Origin of the sequence: Pseudomonas sp. IPO3778, assembly GCF_013386825.1 — a bacterium.
In the GTDB taxonomy this organism is placed as follows: Bacteria; Pseudomonadota; Gammaproteobacteria; order Pseudomonadales; family Pseudomonadaceae; genus Aquipseudomonas.
The window spans coordinates 88,865-114,709 of record NZ_JACARC010000047.1; the positions used below are offsets into that span (position 1 = coordinate 88,865).

Sequence of the window (25,845 nt, forward strand, 5' to 3'; positions counted from 1 at the left end):
ACATTGACTATGGAATGCCGCGAAACCATGAAGCGCAAGAACATTCTTTTCATCATGGCCGATCAAATGGCCGCGCCAATGCTTCCGTTCTACGGTCCTTCGCCTATCAAGCTGCCGAACTTGAGCCGCCTCGCCGCTGAAGGTGTGGTGTTCGACGCCGCCTACTGCAACAGCCCGCTGTGTGCGCCCTCGCGTTTCACCCTGGTCAGTGGCCAGTTGCCGAGCAAGATTGGCGCCTACGACAACGCGGCCGATTTCCCCGCTGACGTGCCGACCTACGCCCACTACCTGCGTCGCCTCGGCTACCGCACGGCGCTGTCGGGCAAGATGCATTTTTGCGGCCCCGACCAGCTCCACGGTTATGAAGAACGCCTGACCAGTGACATCTACCCGGCCGACTATGGCTGGGCCGTGAACTGGGATGAGCCGGACGTGCGCCCCACCTGGTACCACAACATGGCGTCGGTGCTGCAAGCCGGCCCATGCGTGCGCACCAACCAGCTGGATTTCGACGAAGAGGTGGTGTTCAAGGCCCAGCAGTACTTGTTCGACCATATCCGCGAGGACGGCGACCAGCCGTTCTGCCTGACCGTCTCCATGACGCACCCACACGACCCGTACACCATTCCCAAGCCGTTCTGGGACCTGTACGACGACAACGAGATCCCGTTGCCCACAACCCCGCCACAGGCCGATCTCGACCCTCACTCCCAGCGCCTGCTCAAGGTCTACGACCTGTGGGACAAGCCACTGCCGGTGAACAAGATCCGCGATGCGCGCCGCGCCTATTTCGGCGCGTGCAGCTACATCGACAGCAACGTCGGCAAGCTGCTGCAAACCCTGGAAGACACAGGCCTGGCCGACGACACCATCATCATCTTCTCCGGCGACCACGGCGACATGCTCGGCGAGCGCGGGCTCTGGTACAAAATGCACTGGTTTGAGATGGCGGCCCGGGTGCCGCTGCTGATCAGCGCGCCGGGGCAGTTTGCGGCGGGCCGGGTGACCGCCGCCGTGTCCACCGCCGACCTGCTGCCCACCCTAGTGGAACTGGCCGGCGGCGAACTCGACCCCAAGCTGCCGCTGGATGGCCGCTCCCTGGTCTCGCACTTGCAAGGGCAGGGCGGCCACGACGAAGTGTTCGGCGAATACATGGCCGAAGGCACCATCAGCCCGCTGATGATGATCCGCCGTGGCGCTTACAAGTTCATCTACAGCGAGGACGATCCTTGCCTATTGTTCGATGTGCACAACGACCCGCACGAGCGGGAAGACCTCAGCCAGTCACCGGAACACCGGCCACTGTTCGAGGCGTTTTTGAGTGAGGCGCGGGCCAAATGGGACATCCCGGCGATCCACCAGCAGGTGCTCGCCAGCCAACGCCGTCGCCGCCTGGTGTTTGAGGCGCTGACCCAAGGCAAGCTGAAGAGCTGGGACCACCAGCCACTGGTAGACGCCAGTCAGCAATACATGCGCAACCACATCGACCTCGACGATCTGGAGCGCAAGGCACGTTTTCCACAACCCTGCCAAAACCAATAAAACTGAGGGGAAGGCCATGCAAAAGTTATCCACCGTGTTGAGCGTTGCACTGCTGGCGTTGAGCAGCGCCGGTGCCTACGCGGACACCAGCTGCGACACCGTGAAGATGGCCGATCCGGGCTGGAGCGATATCGCCGCCACCAATGCCATTACCGGTTTTCTGTTGAGCGGCATGGGTTACAAGCCCAAGGTCGACACCCTCGCGGTACCGATCACGTTTGGCGGGCTCAAGGACGGCCAGGTGGATGTGTTCCTGGGTAACTGGATGCCGGCGCAGCAGGGTTTCTACGACAAGTTCGTGGCCAATGGCGATGTGGTGCAACTGGCGAAAAACCTCGACGGCACCGAGTTCACCCTCGCCGTGCCGGACTATGTGTGGGACGCCGGGGTGCATGACTTTGCCGACCTGAACACGTTTGCCGACAAGTTCGACAAGAAGATCTATGGCATCGGTTCCGGGGCGCCGGCGAATATCTCGCTGCAGGACATCATCAAGAAGAACGACTTTGACCTGGGCCAGTGGAAGCTGATCGAATCCAGCGAACAGGCGATGCTGGCGGAAGTGTCCCGGGCGGTGAAGAAGCAGAAGTTCGTGACCTTCCTCGGCTGGACGCCGCACCCGATGAACGTGCAACTGAAGATGCGTTACCTCAAGGGTGGGGAAAAGTACTTTGGTGACACCGGCAGCGTGTATACGTTGACCCGCAAGGGCTATGCGCAGGCGTGCCCGAATGTGGGGAAATTGCTGACCAACCTGAGTTTCACCCAGGAGATGGAGAACGCCATCATGGCTGAGGTGGTGAACAAGAAGGTCAGTAACGCGGAGGCGGCGAAGGCGTGGATCAAGGCGAATCCGGCGGTATTGGATAAGTGGCTCGATGGGGTGAAAACCGTTGATGGCCAGGATGCACTGGCCGCCGTAAAAGCCAAGCTCTAACGGCTGACGCCGCACCCTGTGGGAGCCGGGCTTGCCCGCGATAGCATCACCGCGGTGTCCCTGTAGGACCGAGGCGCCTGTATCGCGGGCAAGCCCGGCTCCCACAGTCAGCGGACTCCCACAGTCCGGCGTTTGTCCTGATACCCTGATTCAAACCTATCAATCCGAGCCCTAAATGCCCCGGCCCAACCGCCATACCCTCTTCCCCTTCCTCAGCTGGCTCCCGCGCCAGACCCGCGCCAGCGTCGGGCGGGATGCGATCGTCGGCCTGAGCGGTGCAGTCCTGGCATTACCCCAATCCATTGCCTACGCGCTGATCGCCGGTCTCCCACCGGAGTACGGCCTGTACGCCGCCATCATCCCGGTATTGATCGCCTGCTTGTGGGGCTCTTCCTGGCACCTGATCTGCGGCCCCACGGCGGCCATTTCCATCGTGCTCTACGCCAGTGTCAGCCCGCTGGCGGTGCCCGGGTCCCAGGACTACATCACACTCATCCTGCTGCTGACATTCCTGGCCGGCGTCTTCCAATGGCTTCTGGGCATGCTGCGCTTCGGCGCCCTGGTGAATTTCGTCTCACATTCCGTGGTGCTCGGCTTCACCCTTGGCGCGGCAATCGTCATCGCCCTGGGCCAGCTACCCAACCTGCTGGGGCTGGACCTGCCCAGCCAGGCCACGGCGATCAACAGCCTGTTGGCGCTGATCAACCATGCCGGGGAGTGGAATCATCCTTCACTGGCGCTTGGCCTCGGCACCTTGCTGGTGGGTGTGCTGCTCAAACTCTGGGTACCGCGCTGGCCAACGCTGTTGATCGCGCTGGCGTTGGGCAGCGTTATCCCGTGGCTGTGGCCGGCGATGTTCGGGCAGGTGGCGCGGGTCAGTTCATTTGTCGGCAAGCTGCCGCCGTTCAGCCCGCTGCCGATGGACCTGGACACGGTCTTGCGCCTGCTGCCCAGTGCGGTGGCGGTGGGCATGCTGGGGCTGGTGACCAGCCTGTCGATTGCGCGCTCGCTCTCGGCCCGCTCCCAGCAATTGCTCGATGCGAATCAGGAAGTACGCGCCCAGGGTTTATCCAACATTGTTGGCGGATTTTTCTCCGGGTACCTGTCGGCAGGTTCCTTCACCCGCTCCGGCCTGAGCTACGAAGCGGGCGCCTGCTCGCCACTGGCGGGGGTATTTTCCGCGCTGTGGGTGGCCCTGTTTGCGTTGTTCGGCGCGGCGTTGATCGCGCATATTCCGATCCCCAGCATGGCGGCGAGCATCCTGCTGATTTGCTGGGGCCTGGTGGACCATCGCGGGATTCGGGCGCTGTTCCGGGTCAGCCGTGCGGAGTTCGTGGTGATGAGCCTGACCTGCATCGCCACGCTGTTACTGGAGCTGCAGACGGCGATTTACGCCGGGGTGCTGGCGTCGCTGTTTTTCTACCTCAAGCGCACGTCCCAGCCGCGGGTCCAGCAATGGCGTGACGGTGAGGACGATGTGCTGCGGGTGGGCGGGTCGATCTTTTTTGGCGCCAGCCATTACCTGCAAGTGCGGCTGCAAAGCCTGCACGGCCAGCGGGTGGTGATCGAGGCGCAGCAGATCAACTTTATTGATTATTCCGGGGTGGAGATGCTGCACCAGGAGGCGCGCCGATTGAACGGATTGGGGCGCAGCCTGGCATTGCGCAAGGCCCGGCCACCGGTGGTGGAGGAGTTGAAGAAACTGGAAGGGGCCGACAAGTGCCCCATCCATTTCGAAGACTGAATGCGTTTGAAACTGTGGGAGCGGGCTTGCTCGCGAATGCGGTGGATCAGTCGATACATACGGCGACTGTCACACCGCTTTCGCGAGCAAGTCAAATCGTCGCACCGCCGCTCCCACAGTTGGATTGGCGTCAGGCCAGTTGCCTGCGCAGCTCAGCTAAAACCGGTGCCGAATCCGGGCGCACACCGCGCCACAGGAAGAACGCTTCAGCCGCCTGCTCCACCAGCATCCCCAGGCCATCCATCGCCACCGCCGCCCCCTGTTCGCTGGCCCAACGGCAGAAGGCCGTAGGCTCTTTGGCGTACATCATGTCGTAGCAAAAGGTCTTACCCGGTTCAACGAGGCTGCCGGCAATCGGCGGCACCTCGCCTGACAGGCTGGCGGACGTGGCGTTGATGATCAGGTCCACCGGCTCACGCAGCCAGTCGAAACCGCTGGCAGACACCGGGCCGAGGTCGTCGAACAGCTCGGCAAGCAATTCGGCCTTTTCCACGGTGCGGTTGGCGATGATCAGCGACGCCGGTTGCTCGGCCAGCAACGGCTCCAGTGCTCCGCGTACGGCACCACCGGCCCCCAGCAGCAGGATGCGTTTACCTTGCAGGCTGAACCCGGCATTCACCGTCAAATCCCGCACCAGGCCGGCACCGTCGGTGTTGTCCCCCAGCAGGCTGCCATCGGCGAGCTTGCTCAAGGTATTCACTGCGCCGGCGCGCTGGGCACGCTCGGTCAGGGTGGTGGCCAGGCGGTAAGCCTCTTCCTTGAACGGCACAGTGACGTTGGCACCACGGCCTTGCTGAAAGAACTCACGGGCGCAGCCGGTGAAATCCTCCAGCGGCGCGAGCAAGGTGCTGTAGTCCAGCTGCTCGCCGGTTTGTTCGGCGAACAGGCGGTGAATCAGCGGCGACTTGCTGTGGCCGATAGGGTTGCCGAAGACGACATAACGATCCATCAGACCGCCGCCTTGGGCAGCACGCCCAGCCAATCGCGGTCTTGCAGGAAGTAGTCGGTGAGGCGCGCTTCTTCGCTGTCCGGTGCGGCTTTCCAGTCATAACTCCAGCGCACTTGCGGTGGCAGCGACATCAGGATCGATTCGGTGCGTCCGCCCGATTGCAGGCCAAACAGGGTGCCACGGTCGTAGACCAGGTTAAACTCGACGTAGCGGCCACGGCGGAACTCCTGGAATTCGCGCTGCTGCTCGGTATAGGCCATGGCTTGGCGGCGCTGGACGATCGGCAAGTAGGCGTCGATGTAGGCATCGCCGATGGCCCGCATGAAGGCGAAGCTGGTGTCGAAGTCCCACTCGTTCAAGTCATCGAAGAACAAACCGCCGATGCCCCGTGGCTCGTTGCGGTGCTTGATGTGGAAGTAGGTGTCGCACCAGGCCTTGTAGCGCGAGTAGACGTCCGGGCCAAACGGCGCGCACGCCTGTTCGGCGACGCGGTGCCAGTGGATGCAGTCTTCTTCGTTGCCGTAGTAGGGCGTCAGGTCGAAGCCGCCACCGAACCACCACACGGCTTCCTCGCCTTCTTTTTCGGCGATGAAAAAGCGCACATTGGCGTGGGAAGTCGGCACATGCGGGTTGTGCGGGTGGATCACCAGCGACACGCCGAGGGCTTCAAAACCGCGACCGGCCAATTCCGGGCGATGCGCACTGGCGGACGGTGGGAGGCCGCTGCCAAACACGTGGGAAAAGTTAACGCCGCCTTTTTCGATCACCGAGCCGTTTTCGATCACACGGGTGCGACCACCACCGCCGGCAGGCCGGGTCCAGGCGTCTTCGATAAAGCGAGTGTCCGTCTCGAAGGTTTCCAGGGCGCTGCAAATGCGGTCTTGCAGGTCGAGCAGGTAGGCTTTGACAGCCTCGGTGCGGGTAGTCATGACATCACCTTGAATCGGGCAAAGCTACGCGAGGCCATTGGGCGTCGGCGGCAAATGGGCGCACAGGATACCACTGCACCCCCTGCTGCCGCAGTTGACGAAGATCAAGCTTAGGAGTCCGATAGAAAAGTGCCCTGTCCCACCAATGCTGTTCCTTTTGGGCGGCGTCTGTTGCCGTCATACTGCGTTGCCGCTCCTCCCCATAGCACGCTATGAGTCGTCGCGGCGCCTTGTCTGACGACAACAGCCACTCGCCCAAAAGGAACGCATTGGCGAGACAGGGCACTATCGCGAAATTGACTTAAGGAGAGTGCAGATGGCCAAACGTATCCAGTTCCGTGCCCATGGCGGCCCCGAAGTGCTTGAGTATGTGGACTACACCCCGGCAGAGCCCGGCCCACAGCAGGTTCGCGTGCAGAACAAGGCCATCGGCCTGAACTTCATCGACACGTATTTCCGCAGCGGCCTGTATGCGCCACCGGCATTGCCGTCAGGCCTGGGCGCCGAAGGCGCGGGTGTGGTGGGCGCGGTAGGCAGTGAAGTCACCCAATTCAAGGTAGGCGATCGCGTGGCCTACGGCAGCGGCCCATTGGGTGCCTACAGCGAATTGCATGTGCTGCCAGCTGCCAACCTGGTGCACCTGCCGGACGACATCAGCTTCGAACAAGCCGCCGGCGCGATGCTCAAGGGCCTGACCGTGCAGTACCTGCTGCGCCAGACCTATGAGCTGAAGGGCGGCGAAACCATTCTGTTCCACGCCGCCGCCGGTGGCGTAGGCTCGCTGGCTTGCCAATGGGCCAAGGCCTTGGGCGTGAAGCTGATCGGTACCGTCAGTTCGCCGGAAAAGGCTGCGTTGGCCAAATCCCTCGGCGCCTGGGAAACCATCGACTACAGCAAAGAAAACGTCGCACAACGCGTGTTGGAGCTGACTGACGGCAAGAAATGCCCGGTGGTGTACGACGGCGTAGGCAAGGACACCTGGCTCACCTCACTGGACAGCGTGGCACCGCGGGGGCTGGTGGTGAGTTTTGGTAATGCGTCGGGGGCGGTGGACGGGGTCAACCTGGGGATTCTGGCGGCCAAGGGCTCGCTGTATGTGACTCGGCCGACCCTGGCGACCTATGCCAACAACCCGGAAAACCTGCAGGCGATGGCGGATGACCTGTTTTCGATGATCATCAGCGGGAAATTGCAGATTGATATTAATCAGCGGTTTTCGTTGGGGGATGCGGCGAAGGCACAGACCGAGTTGTCGGCGCGGCGGACGACCGGGTCGACCATTCTGTTGCCTTAGGGCTTTAGGTCTCTGGGGCCTGTAAGGGCCTCATCGCGGGCAAGCCCGGCTCCCACTGGAGTCTGCGGTGAACATAAATTTTGTGTTCGCTGCAGATCCCTGTGGGAGCCGGGCTTGCCCGCGATGGCCGCGACTCGGTCTTAAGACGGCCGCACAACCTCACCCGTCGCCAAATCCCGAATCAGACTCGGATTCTTGCGCCCCCCCAGATTCCCGCCCAACACCAGATCCACCTGCCCACGGAAATACTGCTCCACACGAATCCGTGTGCGCGCCGCCGGGCGGCCCTGTGGGTTGGCCGAGGTGGAAATCAGCGGACCGACCAACGAACACAAATCCCGCACTTGTGGATGATCGGTCACCCGCAACGCCACGGTGTCATGCACCCCGGTAATCCACTCGGGCAACAAGTCCTGATGGGGCACCAGCCACGTATTGGGACCCGGCCAGGTGCTGGCCATGCGGTCCATCCACAGATCCGGGAAGTCTTCGAACAGAAAATCAAACTGGCGGATATTGTCGGCCACCAGGATCAGGCCTTTATCCACAGACCGGCCCTTGATCGCCAGCAAACGATCCACCGCTTCCTCGTTCCAAGGGTCACAGCCCAGGCCCCAGACCGCCTCGGTTGGATAGGCAATCACCGCGCCTGCGCGAATTTCTCGTGCGGCTTCTCGCACACGCCACCTGTTGACCATTGCTCACTCTCCGGACTAAAGCTCTGCGCAGTTTACCGATCTTCGTTACAAAACCTAGCCGCGCGCAAGCCAGCGTCCGCTTTCGCAGATCACGCGGCCTTCCAGTTCCAGTTCCGTGAGGCTGGCCAGTACCTCGGACAAGGCCCTTCCGCTGGCGATGGCCAAGGCTTCACTGGTGTGGGGCGCGGCGTGCAACAGCACCACCAGTGGGTGAGTGACCGCCGTCGGTGCCGGGCGGGACAATGCCTGCCAGCCGCGTAAGTTTTCGAGGATGTGTTCGATGGTTTCCACCAACACCGCGCCATCGCGAATCAACTGATGGCAACCTTTGGCGCCCGGGTGGTGGATAGAGCCGGGGATGGCATACACCTCGCGCCCTTGCTCCGCCGCCAACCGTGCGGTGATCAGCGAACCGCTGGCCATACCGGCCTCCACTACCAGCACGCCCAGGGACAGGCCGCTGATAATTCGGTTGCGCCGTGGGAAGTTGCCGGCCTGAGGCGGGGCGTCCAATGGAAACTCGGAAACCACGGCGCTGCCTTGGGCAATCATCGCCTCAGCCAGGCGACGATGGCGCTGTGGATAAAAGTTTTCGAGCCCGGTGCCCAGCACGCCGATTGTATGCCCACCGACATCCAAAGCCGCCTGATGCGCCGCACCGTCGATCCCCAGGGCCAGGCCGCTGGTGATGACAAAACCGGCACTCGCCAGGCTGCGGGAAAACGCGGCGGCGGTGTCCATTCCTGGCCTGGAGGCACGGCGACTGCCGACCATCGCCAGCTGTGGTTTTTCCAGAATCTGCGGGTTACCGGCGACGAATAATAGCGGTGGCGCGTCATCCAGTTCGGCGAGCAGTGCCGGGTAGTCAGGTTGGTCCCACATCAGCAAATGCTGGGCCGGGCGCTCCAGCCAGGCCAGTGCAGCACTGGCGCCATCACGTACTTCCTCGCTGCGCCGGGCATCGGCACTGGCGGCCTTGAGGCCGAGGGAACGCCAGGCACTCGCCGGTGCGCTGATGGCTTTTGACGCTGAACCAAATGCTTCGATGAGTTTATGAAAGCCTTTGGGACCCAGTTCCGGCAGCCTGTGCAAGCGTAGTCGAGCTTCCAGTTCTGCCGGGGAAATTTCCCGGTTATTCGTCGGTAACATTTGATCGTCCTTGATCGGAACAAGCTGTGGATAACTCTGTTGGTAACTTATTTAGCAACCTAATTATTGCGTTCGATCCGGCGCCTCAAAACGGTCCATTACCGCCAGGGACCGCGACGCGCTGAGCACCAAGCCGTAACTGAGCTTTTCGTAGGTACGAAACACCAACAGCGTCCCGGCCGTTTCGTCGGGAATCTTCACGGGGGCGCCGGTTACCCTGTCCCGCACGGTTTCTCCGGTTTTCACCACGGCCAGCAAATGACCTTCCATCAGGCCGTCGCGACGGCCCTTATTCAACGTGACGGCGTCCAGCACACCTATCTGCGTCACGCCTCGCGGTACGTCGATGATGCTCCCGGCAATGGCCTGGGCCGGCCACTGAACCACCAGGCTGGCCAGGTCCAAAGGTGCTGGCGGGCTGAGCAGCCGGTCCCCGGGACGCACCTCCTGGGTGACCCGTTGCACACCCAGCGTGCTGACATCGCCCGCCGTCACAAAGCGTGCAGTGCCGATGTCGTCGGCGTGTATGCCCAGCAGTTCCTGGCTATCCGGGTCGGTATAGACCTTGCCCCGGCGGAAGATCCCATAGCTTTGGACAGAAGGGTCCAATCCGCCCCGCGCATAAACACGCTCACCGTTGGCGCCCAATACCCGGCCGGCATCTGCTGCAACAATATAGGGGGCGCTATCCAGTGCCTGGGGCGTGTCGAGGATATGGTTGTGCAGTAAAAAGCGCTGGATGGCTTGCTGCGTATGAAGCGCCAGCGGCTGGCCGACCTGTGGATTGCTCGCGGGAACCTGGGCAACAACGGCCTGGGCCCACAGCAGCAAGACGAGTAGCGATTTCCTCATGGGGTGAATCTCCTTTATTATGTGCATTCGCGTGAAACGCCACAGCCTTCGCGGCTTTCGGACGTTCTCCACCGGCACCTTGGGTCCATCCCCGGCGCCGACTTGCCTTTACCTCACATGTGCAGCAATTACGCTTATGGCTATTTTGAACATCCTCGAATTTCCGGACTCACGCCTGCGCACCATCGCCAAGCCAGTGGCCGTAGTGGACGCCAAGGTTCGTCAGTTGGTCGATGACATGTTTGAAACAATGTATGAAGCCCCGGGCATCGGCCTCGCCGCGACCCAGGTCGACGTGCATCAGCGCGTCGTGGTCATGGACCTGTCCGAAGACCGCAGCGAGCCCCTGGTGTTTATCAACCCTGAGTTCGAAACCCTGACCGACGAGATGGGCCAGTATCAGGAAGGCTGCCTGTCGGTGCCCGACTTCTACGAGAACGTCGACCGTCCCCAGCGCGTCAAGATCAAGGCCCTGGACCGTGACGGCAAGCCGTTCGAGCTGATTGCCGAAGGCCTGCTGGCGGTGTGCATCCAACACGAATGCGACCACCTCAACGGCAAGCTGTTTGTTGATTACCTGTCCACGCTTAAACGCGACCGGATCAAGAAGAAGCTGGAAAAGAAGCATCGCCAGCAAGCTTGATTCCCTTCTTTCAAAGGCTTGCTCCGGCAAGCCTTTTTCTTTTGTGAGACGTTTCCCATGACCGAGCCACTGCGCATCGTTTTTGCCGGCACCCCCGAATTCGCCGCCGAACACCTCAAGGCCCTGCTCGCCAGCCCGCATGAAATCGTGGCGGTCTACACCCAGCCCGATCGTCCGGCCGGTCGTGGGCAAAAACTGATGCCCAGTCCGGTCAAGCAGCTGGCGCTGGAAAACAACATCGTCGTAATGCAACCGCCGACCCTGCGTAACGCCGATGCCCAGGCCGAACTGGCTGCACTGAAGCCGGACCTGCTGGTGGTAGTGGCCTACGGTTTGATCCTGCCCCAGGCCGTGCTGGATATCCCGCGCCTGGGCTGCATCAACAGTCACGCCTCGCTGCTACCTCGCTGGCGTGGGGCGGCACCGATCCAGCGTGCCGTCGAAGCCGGTGATGCCGAAAGCGGTGTGACCGTGATGCGCATGGAAGCAGGCCTGGACACCGGCCCGATGCTGCTGAAAGTCACCACCCCGATCACCGATCAAGACACCGGCGGCAGCCTGCATGATCGCCTCGCCGAAATGGGCCCGCCGGCCGTCGTCAAGGCCATCGCCGGCCTGGCCGCCGGCACCCTGGAAGGCGAAGTGCAGGACGACAGCCTCGCCACCTACGCTCACAAATTGAACAAGGACGAAGCCCGTGTCGACTGGAGCCGCCCGGCCGTGGAGCTGGAGCGCCTGGTACGGGCCTTCAACCCCTGGCCGATCTGCCACAGCACCCTCAACGGTGAAGCCCTGAAAGTACTGGCCGCCACCCTGGCCGACGGCAAGGGCGCACCCGGTGAAATCATCGGCGCCAGCAAGGACGGCCTGCTGGTGGCGTGCGGTGAGCAGGCGCTGTGCCTGACTCGTCTGCAATTGCCCGGCGGCAAGGCGTTGAGCTTCAGCGATTTGTTCAACAGCCGCCGTGAGAAATTTGCCGTGGGTATCGTCCTCGGCCAAGCGGTGGACGCCCAATGAATCCACGTCTGGCCGCCGCCAAGGCCCTGGCCGCCGTACTCAACGGCAAGGCTTCCCTCAACAGTTCGCTGCCGACCCAACTGGATAAAGTCGAAGACCGTGATCGCGGCTTTACCCAGGACCTGGCCTTCGGCACCGCCCGCTGGCAGCCACGATTGTCGGCGCTGGCGGCCAAGCTGCTGCAGAAACCATTCAAGGCAGCGGACGCCGATGTGGAAGCGTTGCTGCTGGTGGGCCTGTACCAACTGCTCTACACCCGCGTGCCAGCCCACGCCGCCATCGGTGAGACCGTGGGTTGCGCCGACAAGCTGAAAAAGCCCTGGGCCAAGGCCCTGCTTAACGCCGTGCTGCGCCGTGCCCAGCGCGAAAGCGAAGCGCTGCTGGCCGAGCTGGAACATGACCCGGTGGTGCGCACCGCCCACCCGCGCTGGCTGCAAAAATCCCTGAAGGCGTTCTGGCCCGAGCAATGGGAAGCCATTTGCGCCGCCAACAACGCCCACCCGCCGATGATCCTGCGGGTAAATCGTCGTCATCACACCCGCGACGCGTATCTCTCTTTGCTGAGCGAAGCCGGTGTCGCGGCCACGGCCTGTGTCTACAGCCAGGACGGCATCGTTCTTACAGAGCCAGGTGATGTACGTAACCTGCCGGGCTTTGCCGAAGGCTGGATCAGCGTGCAGGACGAAGCCGCCCAACTGGCCGCCGACCTGCTGGACCTGGCCCCGGGCCAACGGGTGCTCGACGCCTGCTGCGCCCCCGGCGGCAAGACCTGCCACATCATGGAAGTGCAGGCTGACCTGGCCGGCGTCGTCGCCGTAGACCTGGAAGCCAAGCGCCTGGTGCGTGTGCGGGAAAATCTCGCGCGCCTGGGACTCAGCGCCGAGCTGATCGCCGCCGACGGCCGCGACACCGCCACCTGGTGGGATGGCAAGCCGTTCCAGCGCATCCTGCTGGACGCGCCGTGTTCCGCCACCGGCGTGATCCGCCGCCACCCGGACATCAAGCTGACCCGCCAACCCGACGACATCGCCGCCCTGGCCGTGCTGCAAGGTGAGTTGCTGGACGCGTTGTGGCCGACCCTGGAAGTCGGCGGCATCCTGCTGTACGCCACCTGCTCGACGCTGCCGACGGAAAACACCGAGGTCATCCAAGCCTTCCTGGCCCGCACCAGCGGCGCCCGGGAACTGGACCTCGACATCCAGGCCGGGATCAAGCAGCCTCATGGCCGCCAGTTGCTGGCCCAGGAAGGCGGCCACGACGGGTTCTATTACGCCAAGCTGATCAAGATTGCCGCCGCTCGCGGCTGAATGGTTTTAAGGGAGTGACCGGATGAAAATCATCATCCTCGGCGCAGGGCAGGTGGGCGGTACGCTGGCCGAGCATTTGGCCAGCGAAGCCAACGACATCACCGTGGTCGACACCGACGCGGAGCGCCTGCGGGATTTGGGCGACCGCCTGGATATCCGTACCGTACAAGGCCGTGCCTCGTTTCCTACGGTGCTGCGCCAGGCCGGCGCCGACGATGCCGACATGCTGGTGGCGGTCACCAACAGTGACGAGACCAACATGGTCGCCTGCCAGGTCGCCCATACCCTGTTCCACACCCCGACCAAAATCGCCCGGGTGCGTGAGGCGGCTTACCTGACCCGCGCCGGGCTGTTCGACAACGACGCGATCCCGGTGGACGTGCTGATCAGCCCGGAACAAGTGGTCACCCACTACATCAAGCGCCTGATTGAACACCCGGGCGCCTTGCAGGTGATCGACTTTGCCGAAGGCAAGGCGCAACTGGTGGCGGTCAAGGCCTACTACGGCGGGCCGTTGGTGGGCCAGCAACTGCGCCAGCTGCGCGAGCACATGCCCAACGTCGAGACGCGGGTGGCGGCGATCTTCCGTCGCGACCGGCCGATTTTGCCCCAGGGCGATACGGTGATCGAGGCTGACGATGAGGTATTTTTCATCGCCGCCAAAGCGAACATTCGCGCGGTGATGAGTGAAATGCGCCGGCTCGACGAAACCTACAAACGTATCGTCATCGCTGGCGGCGGGCAGATCGGCGAGCGCTTGGCCGAGGCCATCGAAAGTCGCTATCAGGTGAAGATCATCGAGATGAATCCGGCACGCTGCCGGTACTTGTCCGACACCCTCGACAGCACTGTGGTGCTGCAAGGCAGCGCCTCGGACCGCGACCTGCTGCTGGAAGAAAACATCGCCGATGCCGACATCTTCCTGGCCCTGACCAACGATGACGAAGCCAACATCATGTCGTCGTTGCTGGCCAAACGGTTGGGGGCGAAGAAGGTGATGACCATCATCAACAATCCGGCCTACGTCGACCTGATCCAGGGCGGCGATATCGACATCGCCATCAGCCCGCAACTGGCGACCATCGGCACGTTACTGGCCCACGTGCGGCGCGGCGATATCGTCAGCGTGCACTCGTTACGCCGGGGTGCGGCGGAAGCCATCGAGGCGATTGCCCATGGTGACTCGAAGTCGAGCAAGGTGATTGGCAAGGCCATCCGCGACATTGGCCTGCCGCCGGGCACCACCATTGGCGCGATCATTCGCGATGAAGAAGTGATCATCGCCCACGACGACACGGTGATCGCCACCGGCGACCATGTGATTTTGTTCCTTGTGGATAAAAAACATATCCGCGATGTGGAGAAGTTGTTCCACGTGGGGCTGAGCTTTTTCTGATTGAACGGAGTGACCGGTATGCTTGAGTCCCTGGAAAAAATGCTCGCCAAGGGTGTGGATAACTCGCTGCTGCGGTTTGGCTTGGGCAAGGGTTATCTGGACTTGAAGGACAATGCCAGGGCGGCCGAGCATTTGCAGAAATGCGTCGAGTTCGATCCGAAGTATTCGGCGGCGTGGAAGCTGTTGGGCAAGGCGCAGGTGGGGTTGGGTGACAGCGCTGCGGCACGGTTGGCCTGGGAAAAAGGTATAGAAGCGGCCCAGGCCCACGGCGACAAACAGGCCGAAAAAGAGATGACCGTATTCCTGAAGAAGCTCGACCGCCAAGCCTGACGCGCCCCCTGTGGGAGCTGGCTTGCCTGCGATAGCATCACCTCAGTGTGACTGAAAGACCGAGTTGCCTGCATCGCAGGCAAGCCAGCTCCCACATTAGATCTTCAGTGGCCTGTAGATCGGCCGGTCAGTACCACCGCGCCTCACCCGGCGGGCGTTTCTTGAAGCGCTTCATGCTCCACATGTACTGGCTCGGGTAAGCGGCCACATACCGCTCCACCACCTTGCTCATCGCCGCACAGGACGTCGCGGTGTCGGTGCTGTACATGTCTTCCGGTGCGGCTTCCAGAATCACTTTGTAGCCCGAACCATCCGGCAGCCTCAACGCATGCAGGAACACCCCGACCGCCTTGTGCCCCGCCAACATGTTCGGCACGAACTTGCTGGTCAGCGCCTGGGTGGCGAAAAACGGCACGAAGATCCCGGCGGATTCCGCTGGCTCCGGGTCGGCAGGAATCCCCACCTGGCCACCTTTGCGCACTTCCTTGATCACACTAAGAATGCCTTCCTTGGTGGACGCCGCCACACGGTTGCCCAATTGCACCCGCTGTTTGCGCAGCAAGTCATCCACCGCCTTGAGCTTGGGCGGGCGGTAGAAAATGATCGGTTTGCACTGGCTGCAATAGAAGTGGTTCAACACTTCCCAGTTGCCCAGGTGGCTGGTGATGCCCACTACGCCTTTGCCCGAGGCCAGGGCTTCGTGCAGCACTTCCAGGCCTTCGACTTCGCGTACCAGGTCGATGGAACGCTGGGCCGGCCAGATCCAGGCGCAGGCACTTTCGGTCAGGGACTTGCCGATGTCCTTGAGGCTCTGGCCCACCAGGCGCTCGCGCTCGGCCGGGTCCATGTCCGGGAAGCATTTGGACAGGTTGATCCGCACCGTCTCGCGGGACCGGTTGGGGGTTTTCCACATGAGCCAGCCAATTGCCGAACCGACCGCTTGCACCGCGCGCCAAGGCAGCAGGGCAAACAACCGAAGAGCGCCTACCAGCAAGGCGCCTTTAAACTTTTCCACAGGTCACTCCTGATCGTGTGTGGTGCGCAAAGCCGCCATTCTAACCGGCGTTGGCCAGCTCCGCGTAACGGTCGCAGTCCTGAGTGTGGTCCATGACCATGCCCGAGGCCTGCATGAACGCGTAGCAGATGGTCGGCCCGACGAACGTGAAGCCGGCCTTTTTCAGGGCTTTGCTCATGGCTTCGGCTTCGGGCGTAATCGCCGGGACCTGGCTGCGATCCTTGAAATGATTGACCTTGGGCACACCGCCAATAAACGACCAGAGCCACCCTACCGGATCCTCCAGCGCCAGCCAGGCAGCCGCATTACGCCGGGTGGCATTGAGTTTCAGGCGGTTACGCACGATGCCCGGATCGAGCATCAGCGCGTCGATCTCCGCATCGCTCAGCCGCGCCAAACGCTGGGCATCAAAACCGAACAAGACCTTTCGATAATGCTCGCGTTTGCGTAAAACGGTGATCCAGGACAGGCCTGCCTGGAACCCTTCGAGCAAAAGCAACTCGAACAGTCCCTGCGCATCGCGCAGCGGCGTTCCCCACTCCTGATCGTGATAAGCCATGTACAGCGGATCTTCAGAACACCAAAAGCAGCGTGGCATAAGGCTCCAGGGGATGGTGGCGCGGCCGAATCGGGTATACTCCCGCTCTTTAAATCGCAGCCCAAGTAACAGGTGAATTTCGTGAGCCAGCCTACGCCAGCCGTGCGTACCTTCCAAGACTTGATCCTCGCCCTCCAGCAATACTGGGCCGAGCAAGGTTGTGTGGTACTTCAGCCCTACGATATGGAAGTAGGCGCCGGCACTTTCCACACCGCTACCTTCCTGCGGGCCATCGGCCCGGAAACCTGGAACGCCGCTTATGTGCAGCCCAGTCGTCGCCCGACTGACGGCCGCTACGGCGAAAACCCGAACCGCCTGCAGCACTACTACCAGTTCCAGGTGGTACTGAAGCCGAACCCGGACAACTTCCAGGAGCTGTACCTCGGCTCGCTGAAACACGTCGGCCTGGACCCGCTGGTCCACGACATCCGTTTCGTCGAAGACAACTGGGAATCGCCTACCCTCGGCGCCTGGGGCCTGGGCTGGGAAGTCTGGCTCAACGGCATGGAAGTGACGCAGTTCACGTACTTCCAGCAAGCCGGCGGCATCGAGTGCTACCCGGTGACCGGCGAGATCACCTACGGTCTCGAGCGCCTGGCCATGTACCTGCAAGGCGTGGACTCGGTCTACGACCTGGTGTGGGCTGACGGCCCGTTCGGCAAGGTCACCTATGGCGATGTGTTCCACCAGAACGAAGTGGAGCAGTCGACCTACAACTTCGAACACGCCAACGTCGAGAAGCTGTTCGAACTGTTCGACTTCTATGAAAGCGAAGCCAAGCGCCTGATCGAACTGGATCAGCCGCTGCCGTTGCCGAGCTATGAAATGGTGTTGAAGGCATCCCACACCTTCAACCTGCTGGACGCCCGCCGCGCCATCTCGGTGACCGCGCGCCAGCAATACATCCTGCGTGTACGCACCCTGGCGCGTTCCGTCGCCCAAGCCTACCTGTTGGCTCGCGCCAAGCTGGGCTTCCCGATGGCAACCCCGGACCTGCGTGATGAAGTGTTGGCTAAGCTGGAGGCTGCACAATGAGTGCTCAAGATTTCCTGGTTGAACTGGGCACCGAAGAGCTGCCACCCAAGGCACTGAACACCCTGGCCGATGCGTTCCTGGCCGGTATCGAAAAGGGCCTGCAGACCGCTGGCCTGAAGTTCGCCGCAAAGAAGGTCTACGCCGCGCCGCGCCGCCTGGCTGTGTTGCTCACCGCACTGGAAACCCAGCAGCCGGACCGCAGCATCAACCTCGACGGCCCGCCACGCCAGGCTGCCTTCGATGCCGAAGGCAACCCGACTCAAGCCGCCCTTGGTTTCGCCAAGAAGTGTGGCGTCGAGCTGAGCGAGATCGACCAGAGCGGCCCGAAACTGCGTTTCAGCCAGGTGATCACCGGCAAGCCGACTGCCAGCCTGTTGCCAACCATTGTCGAAGATTCCCTGAACGACCTGCCGATCCCCAAGCGCATGCGCTGGGGTGCTCGCAAGGAAGAGTTCGTGCGTCCGACCCAGTGGCTGGTGATGCTGCTCGGTGACCAGGTCATCGACTGCACCATCCTCGCCCAGAAAGCCGGCCGTGACTCCCGTGGTCACCGCTTCCATCACCCGGAAGCCGTACGCATCACGTCGCCCGCCAACTACCTCAACGACCTGCGCGCTGCCTATGTGCTGGCCGACGCCAACGAGCGTCGCGAGCTGATCAGCAAGCGCACCGAAGAGCTGGCCCGCCTGCAGGAAGGCACCGCCATTGTGCCGCCAAGCCTGCTCGACGAAGTGACCGCTCTGGTCGAGTGGCCAGTGCCGCTGGTGTGCTCGTTCGAGGAACGCTTCCTCGACGTGCCGCAGGAAGCGCTGATCACCACCATGCAGGACAACCAGAAGTATTTCTGCCTGCTGGACGTGGACGGCAAGTTGCTGCCGCGTTTCATCACCGTAGCCAACATCGAAAGCAAGGACCCGCAGCAGATCATCGCCGGTAACGAAAAAGTCGTTCGCCCGCGCCTGACCGACGCCGAGTTCTTCTTCAAACAAGACAAGAAGCAGAAGCTGGAAGACTTCAACCTGCGCCTGCAGAACGTGGTGTTCCAGGAGAAGCTGGGCAGCGTCTACGACAAGGCTGTGCGGGTTTCCAAGCTGGCGGCGTACATCGCGCCGCGCATTGGTGGCGATGCGGCCTGGGCTGCGCGTGCCGGCCTGCTGTCCAAGTGCGACCTGGCCACCGAGATGGTCGGCGAGTTCCCGGAGATGCAAGGCGTTGCCGGTTACTACTACGCCCTCAATGATGGCGAGCCGCAAGACGTCGCCCTGGCGCTGAACGAGCAGTACATGCCGCGCGGTGCTGGCGCCGAGCTGCCGACCACCCTCACCGGTGCGGCCGTGGCCATCGCGGACAAGCTGGATACCCTCGTCGGTATCTTCGGTATCGGCATGTTGCCTACCGGCAGCAAAGACCCGTATGCCCTGCGCCGTGCGGCACTGGGCGTGCTGCGCATCCTGATCGACAAGAAGCTCGACCTCGACCTGACCCAGGCCGTGGTGTTCGCTGTCGGCCAGTTCGGTGCCAAGGTCAAGCAAGCCGGCCTGGCCGAACAAGTGCTGGAATTCGTGTTCGACCGCCTGCGTGCCCGTTACGAAGACGAAGGTGTGGACGTGTCGGTGTACCTGTCGGTGCGTGCCCTGCAACCGGGTTCGGCGCTGGACTTCGACCAACGCGTGCAGGCCGTACAAGCCTTCCGCAAGTTGCCGGAAGCCGATGCCCTGGCCGCCGTGAACAAGCGTGTGTCGAACCTGTTGAGCAAGGCCGACAACCTCGGCAATGCCGAAGTCGACCCGGGCCTGTTTGCCGATGCCAAGGAGTTCTCGCTGAACTCGGCCATCGCCAAGGCAGAGAATGCCGTGAAGCCGCTGATCGCCGAACGCAACTACGCCGAAGCCCTGGCGCGCCTGGCCACCTTGCGTGAGCCGGTGGATGCGTTCTTCGAAGCGGTGATGATCAATGCCGAAGACGCGGGTGTGCGGAAAAACCGCTACGCCATGCTGGCGCGTCTGCGTGGCTTGTTCGTCAACATCGCTGACATTTCGACCCTGAGCTGACCATGTTGAAACTGCTGATTCTCGACCGGGACGGGGTGATCAATTACGACTCCGACGCTTACATCAAATCGGTGGCGGAATGGATTCCACTGCCCGGCTCGATCGAGGCCATCGCGCAGTTGAGCAAAGCGGGCTGGACGGTGGCGATCGCCACCAACCAGTCCGGCATCGCCCGCGGCTACTACGACATCGCCACCCTCGACGCCATGCACGCGCGCCTGCGCATGCTGGTGGCCGAGCAGGGCGGTGAAGTAGGGCTGGTGGTGTATTGCCCCCACGGCCCGGATGAAGGCTGCGATTGTCGCAAGCCCAAACCGGGTATGCTTAAAACTATTGCTGAACATTACAACGTGCCATTGGCTGGGCTATGGTTTGTCGGGGACAGCCTCGGTGACCTGGAAGCCGCCAAAGCCGTCGACTCTCAGCCAGTTTTGGTAAAAACCGGGAAAGGCGAAAAGACCCAGGCTAAAACCCTGCCGGTAGGCACCTTGATTTTTGACGATCTGGCGGCGGTTGCCGCAGAACTTATCAACAACTAGCAGCCCTTCTGACTTCCTGACCAAGGACTGTTCGGGAGCGCGCTTTTAACAGGCGGGCGTTGTCCCGCAACGGTAAATGCCGCCATGTCGATTTTGCAGGCCATCAGAACCTTCTTCTTTTACCTGCTGCTGGGCACCAGTTCTTTCCTCTGGTGCACCCTGAGCTTTTTTATCGCGCCTTTTCTGCCGTTCAAGGCGCGCTATCGTTTCATCAACGTCTTTTGGTGCAACTGCGCGTTGTGGTTGACCAAGGTATTCCTGAACATTCGTTTCGAGATCAAGGGCGCCGAAAACGTCCCGGATCAGCCGTGCGTGATTCTGTCGAACCACCAGAGCACCTGGGAAACCTTCTTCCTGTCTGCGTACTTCTCGCCGCTTAGCCAGGTGCTTAAGCGTGAGCTGCTGTACGTGCCGTTCTTCGGCTGGGCCATGGCCATGCTGCGGCCGATTGCCATTGACCGCGACAACCCCAAGGCGGCGCTCAAGCATGTGGCGAAGAGGGGCGACGAGCTGCTCAAGGATGGCGTTTGGGTGCTGATCTTCCCGGAAGGTACCCGGGTGCCCTACGGCACTGTGGGCAAGTTCTCACGCGGAGGTACGGCGCTGGCGGTGAACGCCGGCCTGCCGGTGCTGCCGATTGCCCACAACGCCGGCAAATTCTGGCCAAAGACGGGCTGGGCCAAGCGTGAAGGCACCATCACCGTGATCATTGGCGAACCGATGTACGCCGAGGGCGAAGGCCCGCGCGCCATTGCAGCGCTGAACGACCGTGCCCAGGCCTGGAATGAAGCGCAACAACGGGCCATGGGTTCGCTGCCGCCGGAGCCGGTCGTGGTCGACACGCCGGTGATTTGAGTTTCTGTGGATAACCTGTGTACGGTTTGTTGGCGAATTGCACTTTTTAGCTTATAGGCTGCTGATTTAATTACATATTTCTCAAACTCATAAAACAGCGGAAAAGGTGCATAAGTTTTTTCCGAATTAAAAAACCGGTCCTTGAGACCGGTTTTTTATGCACAGGTAAAAAGCACCGGTTCACTCGCTCCATATCGGCAGTTGAAGGATGAACGTGGTGCCCTTATCCACCGCACTTTCACAGCTAATCCGCCCGCCGTGGCGATCCACGACGGCCTTGACCATGGTCAACCCCAATCCCAATCCTTCGCTGCCCTGAGCCGAGGCGAAGCGCCGGTATTGGCCAAAGAGTTCGGGCAGGTCCTGCGGGGCGATTCCTCGGCCCTGGTCGCTGATGCGGCATTCCAACCACGCCTCGGTGCTGGTCAGACTTAACGTTACGGTGGTACCTGAGGCGCTGTATTTGACCGCATTCTCCAAAAGATTGAACAAGGCTCGGGTCAGCAGTGATTGATCCGCCCAGATCATCTCCTCGCCGTCTTCGTTCATCTCATGGAGCAGATGGACGCCTTTCAACTGGGCGAGCACCGCGACTTGATCAAATGCGTCGAGCACCAACATAGCGAACAGGCTGGGCTGGAATTGGTAGCCATCGGATTCGGCTTTCGCCAACTGCACGAATGATTCAGTCAGGTTCAAGGCACGACGGACTTGTTGTTCGATCTGCGCAAATATAGGTGCGGCGGAGTCCTGGACATCCAACAGGGCCAGGATCGCCGAATGCGGCGCACGCAAGTCATGGGACAGGAAGCGCAGCAGGGTTTCCCGCTGCTGCTGGGCATCACGCTCAATGCTCAGGTCGGTGAGGCTCAGCAGCCAACCCAGGGCTACATCACCGTCCGCAGGCAGCAGGGGGGCCAGGTCAAGGCGCAGGCTGCGGTTCAAGAGGTCGCGAAACTCGACGATCTCCAGCGCCGACAGGGCAGGGCGAACGCCGTCCTGCAGCGGTGGATAACCCAATGCAGCGAGCTGCTCCAGCAGGTTTTCAGCCACCAATTCGTTGCCGAACACATCACGGGCAATCCGGTTGGCCAGCAGCACGTCGCCCTTGGGGTCGGTAATCAAGGTCGCTACCGGCAAACATTCCAGGCCATCGGCCATAAAGCGTCGCGTGTCCCGGGTACGGCTGACCGCTTGTTCCAGGGCGAAAATCCGCCCCTGCAATACATCACCCTGGCTGGCGGGCGCGCGACGGCGCTCCGGCAGCACTTTGGGTTCGTTGTCCAGGCGTGCCAGTTCCCAGCCGAAGTAGGCCAGGATCACGCTCAGACGCCGCCAGTTCCAGATCAGGTAACTGAGCAGCATGCCGATCAGGCATGCCGCGGGTGACCACCAGTGGCCCAGGCGCAACAGGCCCCACGAACCGAGAAGCGCAGCGCTCATGCAGCCGAGGGTCAGCCACAGCGCATAACGCGGGCGAAACAGCAGCAAACCCAATAGCAACGCGACCATCGCGAGGGCCAGCAGCGTCGCCATCCACGCCGGCAGGTCGACGATGCTCCGCCCTTGCAGCAAACCATTGAGGATATTTGCCTGGATCTCCACCCCAGGTGTGGTTCCAACACTGGCTGATAACGGCGTGACGTACCGGTCGCCCATGCCCGGCGCAGTCGCTCCGATCAGGATCAAACGGTCGCGCAGCAGCTCGGGGGGTACCTCACCGCGTAATACACTGATATACGGCACAGCGGGAAAGCCGGCCTGGCTGGCGATGAAAGGAATTCGAATGGCATTTTCCCGCTGCCAGCTGGCACTGTCCGACGGGCCGAGCGCACCCGGCATCACGGATTGCTGGCCGCTCAGTTCAAACGCCAACCAGGCCAATTGTGGCCTCATGTTCCCTGAGGGGCCTTCTCGCAAATACAGGCTTCGAACGATACCGTCACTGTCTGCTTCAACGTTGATATGACCGACGCCACGGGCGCAATCACGCAGGGGCAGCACCGGCAGGATTTGCGCCACCGGTTGGCCGTACCGGGGCGTACCTTCACGAATCAAGGGCAATAGAACGGTGCCGGCGTTGCACATGGCCTCAGCCAGGCGCAGGTCATTGGCCGGCTCCCGGGCCGGTTCACTGAAGATCACATCAAACAGAATGGCCGCAGGCTTGGCAGCGCTCAGCCGATCAAGCAGGTCGGCATGTACACGCCGTGACCACGGCCATTGCCCGAGTTCCTTCAGGCTTCGGTCGTCGATGTTTACCAACAGGATGCGTGGATCAACCTGCAACGGCGCCAACTGGCGAAGGCTGTCATACAACAGGTTGTTGAGGGCAAGGCCCGGGCTCAGGGACAGGAATGCGGTGATGGGTAACAGCACCAGGCTGACCCAAAGCCATTCGCGCACAAGGCCATTGAACAGCCGTTGTGCTTGAGTCGGCTGGCGCTTTTCGGCCCTGTGCCACAGCCTCACCGGCGCGCTTCCGAAGCGCTACTGCACACGCGTCGCGGGCGGGTAGTAGAAGATGTCATAGACCCCGGTTTCTCCCTCCAGCCCGTGTTCGTCATAGGCCGACAAGCGAACGTGATAGAACGATGCTTTCAGCCCAGTGAAGCTCATTTGTGGCGTGTCGGAGAAGTTTTCCTGCTTGATGTTCAGAAACTCCTTATCGGTCGCGACCTGGGCCCTGTAACGCTGGGCACCGGCCAACGGCCGCAGGAACAGCGTCCACACCGGCGCATCGCCCTTCTGGCCATCCTGGCCGACCAAACGTGGGGCATCAAGCAGTTCCACCGGTTTGAGCTCGCCTTGTTTCTTGAATGCCAAGCCCTGTCGCGCGTCGACCTTTATCTCTCCGGCCACCGGCCCGGTAATGGGCTTCTTCTTGATGGGTCTCTGGGCAGGCGGGGCATCATCGCGATTGACCGCCACTTGCCCGTTAAGCACTTCCACCAGCGATTGTTCGCCATCATTGCGCACACGAAAATGCGTACCGCGTACACCGAGTACGCCCACCGGGGTCATGATCTGGAAACGGTCATAGTCACTGGCGCGCTTGATTACGTACGCCTCCACCTGACCCTGTTCAAGAATGACCTGAGGGATAGATTGTTCCTCGACCAGATGCAGTCGAACCTGGGAGCTGGACGGCAAGACGATGCGCGAACCGTCCCCCAGCAACAGGCTGACAAATGCAGCCGGTGAGGTCTTCACGCTTTCTTGTTCATCGATGACCATGCCTTCCTCCAAGGCGCTGGAGACGCCTTTGGCATCCAGTTTCCAGGCCTCGCCTGTCAGGTGCTGTACCACCGCCGGCAGAGGCTGTGCGCGGCACATTTGGTTGTCGTCGATGTAGGGTGCACGGGGAGGGGCAGGACGTGCGAAGGCCGGCAGACTCACTACGCCAAGCGTAACGATCAAACCGGAACCCAGCAGGGTAGAAGCGGCAACGCGGAATCGGCAGGGAAAAAAGGTCATGGCGCTCATCAAGATTCTAGTTCTAATGGGTCATCAGAAGCACTTTCAGAAAGCGTCTTGCAGCGGGAAGACCTGAGTACCGTCTACCATACTCGATGAGGTATCGCAGTCGATAGCCGAAATGTCTGGGGTATGGAATCCAATGCGGAAGATGACACGTCCTTGTGTCGGAGCCATTCCCTCGCTCCAATCCATGTGTCATCCAGTGACTGCGAATTTACCTACAACATAGGTGCATCGGATCAATTCGCAACATTTGTTCAGATTTGACGGCACTTAAAATACCCATCGCTGGGTCTGATGTTGTTCGCTCAGTTGCTGAAACGGTGAGCTGGCGAAGCCCATGCCGTTACCGGGCTCACTCAAGGTTTGACGCTCATCGAACGGCGTAGGCGTTACCGGTTTGGATGCGCCCACCGTTTCCGTTCCCAGGGTCGCCGCCATGATCACCAATACCAGTCGCCCCCATACATTGACCTTCTCCAGAACGCTCACACGTCTCGAAACAGCATAAAACCAGATTGCCATTGATCCTTTTCCTGAAGGTCACGAGCCGGTATCTTCCCAGCGTGGGTATCGACGATTTGCAAAGGCTTACGGCCATTTGATATCAGCGTACCGAGAGATTCAGAGGGCCTGAGAATCTGGCCATAATTGTTCAGATTCACTGCTCGAATTCTTCAATAAGAAAGGACCCTGCCATGCGTGTCGCAATACTGGATGACGAGCCTGCTGAACTGCAGCGGGTGGAACAGACACTGCGACAAATCCCCACCGCTGCGGATCAGCCATGGACTCTGCACTGCTTCGAGCGTGGAGAAGACCTGCTGCGCCAACTGCGCCGAGAGACCTTTGACCTGTTGATACTTGACTGGCAACTGCCCGACCTCAGTGGCCTTGCATTGCTGCGCTGGACCCGCGAGCACATGGACGCACCGCCCGCCGCCATCATGCTCACCAGCCGCGATGCCGAGAGCGACATCGTCCAGGCGTTGAACAGTGGGGCGGATGATTACGTCAGCAAACCGTTTCGTCCCAACGAGCTGAAGGCACGGGTCAATGCTGTGCTGCGCCGTCACGGACTGCAAAAGTCCGCGGCCAGTGAAGTGCTGACGTTCAACGACCTGACGTTCGATGATGCCGAACTCACGGTGAGTAGGGCTGGCAGCCCCATCAGCCTGACAGAGCGTGAATACCGTTTGGCTCGGTGCCTGTTCGAAAACCTGGCACGTCCGCTGTCTCGGGAATATCTGTACGAGCGGTTCTGGTCCCATGAAGAAATGGTGTCGTCACGGCCGCTGGATACGCATATCTACCGGCTGCGGAATAAGCTGGGGCTGACGGCGGATCGGGGTTGGCAATTGCTGACTATCTACGGGTATGGGTATCGGTTGGAGAGTGTGACAACAGCCTCTGAAGATTGAGATGTTCCACGTGGAGCATTTATAAAACCCCGTATTCCACCCAATAAAAAAGGTTCATCACGGA

General features: G+C 61.3%; 24 protein-coding genes. 14 read left to right on the forward strand and 10 right to left on the reverse strand.

What is annotated here, in order from left to right; genetic code table 11:
• Positions 1-27 precede the first annotated feature (27 nt).
• From betC to HX855_RS25135, 3 genes are all read left to right on the forward strand, one after another.
• Positions 28-1,542 carry a choline-sulfatase gene (gene betC, locus HX855_RS25125; RefSeq protein ID WP_177084462.1) on the forward strand — a complete coding sequence of 505 codons (1,515 nt, stop codon included), beginning with the start codon at positions 28-30 and terminating at the stop codon, positions 1,540-1,542.
• Positions 1,543-1,558: 16 nt separating this feature from the next.
• Positions 1,559-2,479, forward strand: coding sequence for a choline ABC transporter substrate-binding protein (gene choX, locus HX855_RS25130; protein ID WP_177084460.1), 921 nt, complete (start codon positions 1,559-1,561; stop codon positions 2,477-2,479).
• Between the two features lie 175 nt (positions 2,480-2,654).
• A complete protein-coding gene (locus HX855_RS25135) occupies positions 2,655-4,223 on the forward strand; it encodes a SulP family inorganic anion transporter (protein WP_177084457.1) in 1,569 nt (522 codons plus the stop codon).
• A 130-nt stretch (positions 4,224-4,353) separates the two neighbouring features.
• Here HX855_RS25135 and aroE read toward each other — a convergent pair whose 3' ends face one another.
• Together aroE and hemF are read right to left on the reverse strand one after the other, a co-directional pair.
• A complete protein-coding gene (gene aroE, locus HX855_RS25140; protein ID WP_177084455.1) occupies positions 4,354-5,172 on the reverse strand; it encodes a shikimate dehydrogenase in 819 nt (272 codons plus the stop codon).
• The gene (gene hemF, locus HX855_RS25145) at positions 5,172-6,101 is read right to left on the reverse strand and encodes an oxygen-dependent coproporphyrinogen oxidase (RefSeq protein ID WP_177084453.1); all 930 of its coding nucleotides are present in this window, start codon (positions 6,099-6,101) and stop codon (positions 5,172-5,174) included. The genes aroE and hemF overlap by 1 nt, the downstream gene beginning before the upstream one ends.
• Before the next feature lie 316 nt (positions 6,102-6,417).
• On the opposite strand from hemF, the gene HX855_RS25150 reads away from it, so the two are divergent.
• On the forward strand, positions 6,418-7,395 hold the full coding sequence (locus HX855_RS25150) for an NADPH:quinone reductase (RefSeq protein WP_177084451.1): 978 nt from the start codon (positions 6,418-6,420) through the stop codon (positions 7,393-7,395).
• 140 nt (positions 7,396-7,535) lie between these two features.
• Here HX855_RS25150 and HX855_RS25155 read toward each other — a convergent pair whose 3' ends face one another.
• From HX855_RS25155 to HX855_RS25165, 3 genes are all read right to left on the reverse strand, one after another.
• On the reverse strand, positions 7,536-8,093 hold the full coding sequence (locus HX855_RS25155; RefSeq protein ID WP_177084449.1) for an L-threonylcarbamoyladenylate synthase: 558 nt from the start codon (positions 8,091-8,093) through the stop codon (positions 7,536-7,538).
• A 54-nt stretch (positions 8,094-8,147) separates the two neighbouring features.
• Complete coding sequence (dprA, locus tag HX855_RS25160) at positions 8,148-9,242, reverse strand: DNA-processing protein DprA (protein WP_177084447.1); 1,095 nt, start codon at positions 9,240-9,242, stop codon at positions 8,148-8,150.
• A 63-nt stretch (positions 9,243-9,305) separates the two neighbouring features.
• Positions 9,306-10,094 carry a peptidoglycan-binding protein gene (locus HX855_RS25165; RefSeq protein WP_177084445.1) on the reverse strand — a complete coding sequence of 263 codons (789 nt, stop codon included), beginning with the start codon at positions 10,092-10,094 and terminating at the stop codon, positions 9,306-9,308.
• Positions 10,095-10,230: 136 nt separating this feature from the next.
• Between HX855_RS25165 and def the strand changes: the two genes are divergently transcribed.
• From def to HX855_RS25190, 5 genes are read left to right on the forward strand one after another with little or no spacing between them, the layout of a single operon-like run.
• Positions 10,231-10,737 carry a peptide deformylase gene (gene def, locus HX855_RS25170; protein WP_177084443.1) on the forward strand — a complete coding sequence of 169 codons (507 nt, stop codon included), beginning with the start codon at positions 10,231-10,233 and terminating at the stop codon, positions 10,735-10,737.
• Positions 10,738-10,794: 57 nt separating this feature from the next.
• Complete coding sequence (gene fmt / locus HX855_RS25175) at positions 10,795-11,754, forward strand: methionyl-tRNA formyltransferase (protein WP_177084441.1); 960 nt, start codon at positions 10,795-10,797, stop codon at positions 11,752-11,754.
• Positions 11,751-13,061: a 16S rRNA (cytosine(967)-C(5))-methyltransferase RsmB gene (gene rsmB, locus HX855_RS25180; RefSeq protein ID WP_177084439.1), complete on the forward strand. Its 1,311-nt coding sequence runs from the start codon at positions 11,751-11,753 to the stop codon at positions 13,059-13,061. Before fmt ends, rsmB begins: the two co-directional genes overlap by 4 nt.
• Positions 13,062-13,083: 22 nt before the next feature.
• A complete protein-coding gene (gene trkA, locus HX855_RS25185) occupies positions 13,084-14,457 on the forward strand; it encodes a Trk system potassium transporter TrkA (protein WP_003213611.1) in 1,374 nt (457 codons plus the stop codon).
• A gap of 18 nt (positions 14,458-14,475) precedes the next feature.
• Positions 14,476-14,787, forward strand: coding sequence for a hypothetical protein (locus HX855_RS25190; RefSeq protein WP_177084437.1), 312 nt, complete (start codon positions 14,476-14,478; stop codon positions 14,785-14,787).
• 127 nt (positions 14,788-14,914) lie between these two features.
• Here the strand turns inward: HX855_RS25190 and HX855_RS25195 are convergent, their stop codons facing one another.
• A complete protein-coding gene (locus HX855_RS25195) occupies positions 14,915-15,802 on the reverse strand; it encodes a lysophospholipid acyltransferase (protein ID WP_177084435.1) in 888 nt (295 codons plus the stop codon).
• 40 nt (positions 15,803-15,842) lie between these two features.
• Positions 15,843-16,400: a DNA-3-methyladenine glycosylase I gene (locus HX855_RS25200; RefSeq protein ID WP_177084434.1), complete on the reverse strand. Its 558-nt coding sequence runs from the start codon at positions 16,398-16,400 to the stop codon at positions 15,843-15,845.
• 81 nt (positions 16,401-16,481) lie between these two features.
• Between HX855_RS25200 and glyQ the strand changes: the two genes are divergently transcribed.
• The 4 genes from glyQ to HX855_RS25220 all read left to right on the forward strand — a co-directional run bounded on the left by glyQ (position 16,482) and on the right by HX855_RS25220 (position 20,880).
• Positions 16,482-17,435, forward strand: coding sequence for a glycine--tRNA ligase subunit alpha (glyQ, locus tag HX855_RS25205; protein WP_003213601.1), 954 nt, complete (start codon positions 16,482-16,484; stop codon positions 17,433-17,435).
• Positions 17,432-19,486: a glycine--tRNA ligase subunit beta gene (gene glyS / locus HX855_RS25210; RefSeq protein WP_177084432.1), complete on the forward strand. Its 2,055-nt coding sequence runs from the start codon at positions 17,432-17,434 to the stop codon at positions 19,484-19,486. The genes glyQ and glyS overlap by 4 nt, the downstream gene beginning before the upstream one ends.
• Positions 19,487-19,488: 2 nt before the next feature.
• A complete protein-coding gene (gene gmhB / locus HX855_RS25215; protein WP_167664612.1) occupies positions 19,489-20,025 on the forward strand; it encodes a D-glycero-beta-D-manno-heptose 1,7-bisphosphate 7-phosphatase in 537 nt (178 codons plus the stop codon).
• A gap of 84 nt (positions 20,026-20,109) precedes the next feature.
• Entirely contained in the window at positions 20,110-20,880 is a 771-nt protein-coding gene (locus HX855_RS25220) for a 1-acyl-sn-glycerol-3-phosphate acyltransferase (protein WP_177084431.1), read from the forward strand.
• Positions 20,881-21,060: 180 nt separating this feature from the next.
• On the opposite strand, the gene HX855_RS25225 is transcribed toward HX855_RS25220, so the two are convergent.
• The 3 genes from HX855_RS25225 to HX855_RS25235 all read right to left on the reverse strand — a co-directional run bounded on the left by HX855_RS25225 (position 21,061) and on the right by HX855_RS25235 (position 24,885).
• A complete protein-coding gene (locus HX855_RS25225) occupies positions 21,061-23,352 on the reverse strand; it encodes a CHASE2 domain-containing protein (protein ID WP_177084430.1) in 2,292 nt (763 codons plus the stop codon).
• An 18-nt stretch (positions 23,353-23,370) separates the two neighbouring features.
• Positions 23,371-24,366 (reverse strand): FecR domain-containing protein, encoded by a 996-nt coding sequence (locus HX855_RS25230; protein ID WP_256352969.1) that lies wholly within the window; start codon positions 24,364-24,366, stop codon positions 23,371-23,373.
• Positions 24,367-24,633: 267 nt separating this feature from the next.
• Entirely contained in the window at positions 24,634-24,885 is a 252-nt protein-coding gene (locus tag HX855_RS25235) for a hypothetical protein (RefSeq protein WP_177084429.1), read from the reverse strand.
• 173 nt (positions 24,886-25,058) lie between these two features.
• Here HX855_RS25235 and HX855_RS25240 point away from each other — a divergent pair, with 173 nt between their 5' ends.
• Complete coding sequence (locus HX855_RS25240; protein ID WP_177084428.1) at positions 25,059-25,781, forward strand: response regulator transcription factor; 723 nt, start codon at positions 25,059-25,061, stop codon at positions 25,779-25,781.
• Positions 25,782-25,845 lie beyond the last annotated feature (64 nt).

Excerpts from the sequence above, each read along its gene's own strand:
- betC (WP_177084462.1), top strand. The coding sequence starts at position 28 with ATGAAGCGCAAGAACATTCTTTTCATCATGGCCGATCAAATGGCCGCG.
- choX (WP_177084460.1), top strand. The coding sequence starts at position 1,559 with ATGCAAAAGTTATCCACCGTGTTGAGCGTTGCACTGCTGGCGTTGAGC.
- HX855_RS25135 (WP_177084457.1), top strand. The coding sequence starts at position 2,655 with ATGCCCCGGCCCAACCGCCATACCCTCTTCCCCTTCCTCAGCTGGCTC.
- aroE (WP_177084455.1), bottom strand. The coding sequence starts at position 5,172 with ATGGATCGTTATGTCGTCTTCGGCAACCCTATCGGCCACAGCAAGTCG.
- hemF (WP_177084453.1), bottom strand. The coding sequence starts at position 6,101 with ATGACTACCCGCACCGAGGCTGTCAAAGCCTACCTGCTCGACCTGCAA.
- HX855_RS25150 (WP_177084451.1), top strand. The coding sequence starts at position 6,418 with ATGGCCAAACGTATCCAGTTCCGTGCCCATGGCGGCCCCGAAGTGCTT.
- HX855_RS25155 (WP_177084449.1), bottom strand. The coding sequence starts at position 8,093 with ATGGTCAACAGGTGGCGTGTGCGAGAAGCCGCACGAGAAATTCGCGCA.
- dprA (WP_177084447.1), bottom strand. The coding sequence starts at position 9,242 with ATGTTACCGACGAATAACCGGGAAATTTCCCCGGCAGAACTGGAAGCT.
- HX855_RS25165 (WP_177084445.1), bottom strand. The coding sequence starts at position 10,094 with ATGAGGAAATCGCTACTCGTCTTGCTGCTGTGGGCCCAGGCCGTTGTT.
- def (WP_177084443.1), top strand. The coding sequence starts at position 10,231 with ATGGCTATTTTGAACATCCTCGAATTTCCGGACTCACGCCTGCGCACC.
- fmt (WP_177084441.1), top strand. The coding sequence starts at position 10,795 with ATGACCGAGCCACTGCGCATCGTTTTTGCCGGCACCCCCGAATTCGCC.
- rsmB (WP_177084439.1), top strand. The coding sequence starts at position 11,751 with ATGAATCCACGTCTGGCCGCCGCCAAGGCCCTGGCCGCCGTACTCAAC.
- trkA (WP_003213611.1), top strand. The coding sequence starts at position 13,084 with ATGAAAATCATCATCCTCGGCGCAGGGCAGGTGGGCGGTACGCTGGCC.
- HX855_RS25190 (WP_177084437.1), top strand. The coding sequence starts at position 14,476 with ATGCTTGAGTCCCTGGAAAAAATGCTCGCCAAGGGTGTGGATAACTCG.
- HX855_RS25200 (WP_177084434.1), bottom strand. The coding sequence starts at position 16,400 with ATGCCACGCTGCTTTTGGTGTTCTGAAGATCCGCTGTACATGGCTTAT.
- glyS (WP_177084432.1), top strand. The coding sequence starts at position 17,432 with ATGAGTGCTCAAGATTTCCTGGTTGAACTGGGCACCGAAGAGCTGCCA.
- gmhB (WP_167664612.1), top strand. The coding sequence starts at position 19,489 with ATGTTGAAACTGCTGATTCTCGACCGGGACGGGGTGATCAATTACGAC.
- HX855_RS25220 (WP_177084431.1), top strand. The coding sequence starts at position 20,110 with ATGTCGATTTTGCAGGCCATCAGAACCTTCTTCTTTTACCTGCTGCTG.
- HX855_RS25230 (WP_256352969.1), bottom strand. The coding sequence starts at position 24,366 with ATGAGCGCCATGACCTTTTTTCCCTGCCGATTCCGCGTTGCCGCTTCT.
- HX855_RS25235 (WP_177084429.1), bottom strand. The coding sequence starts at position 24,885 with ATGGCAATCTGGTTTTATGCTGTTTCGAGACGTGTGAGCGTTCTGGAG.
- HX855_RS25240 (WP_177084428.1), top strand. The coding sequence starts at position 25,059 with ATGCGTGTCGCAATACTGGATGACGAGCCTGCTGAACTGCAGCGGGTG.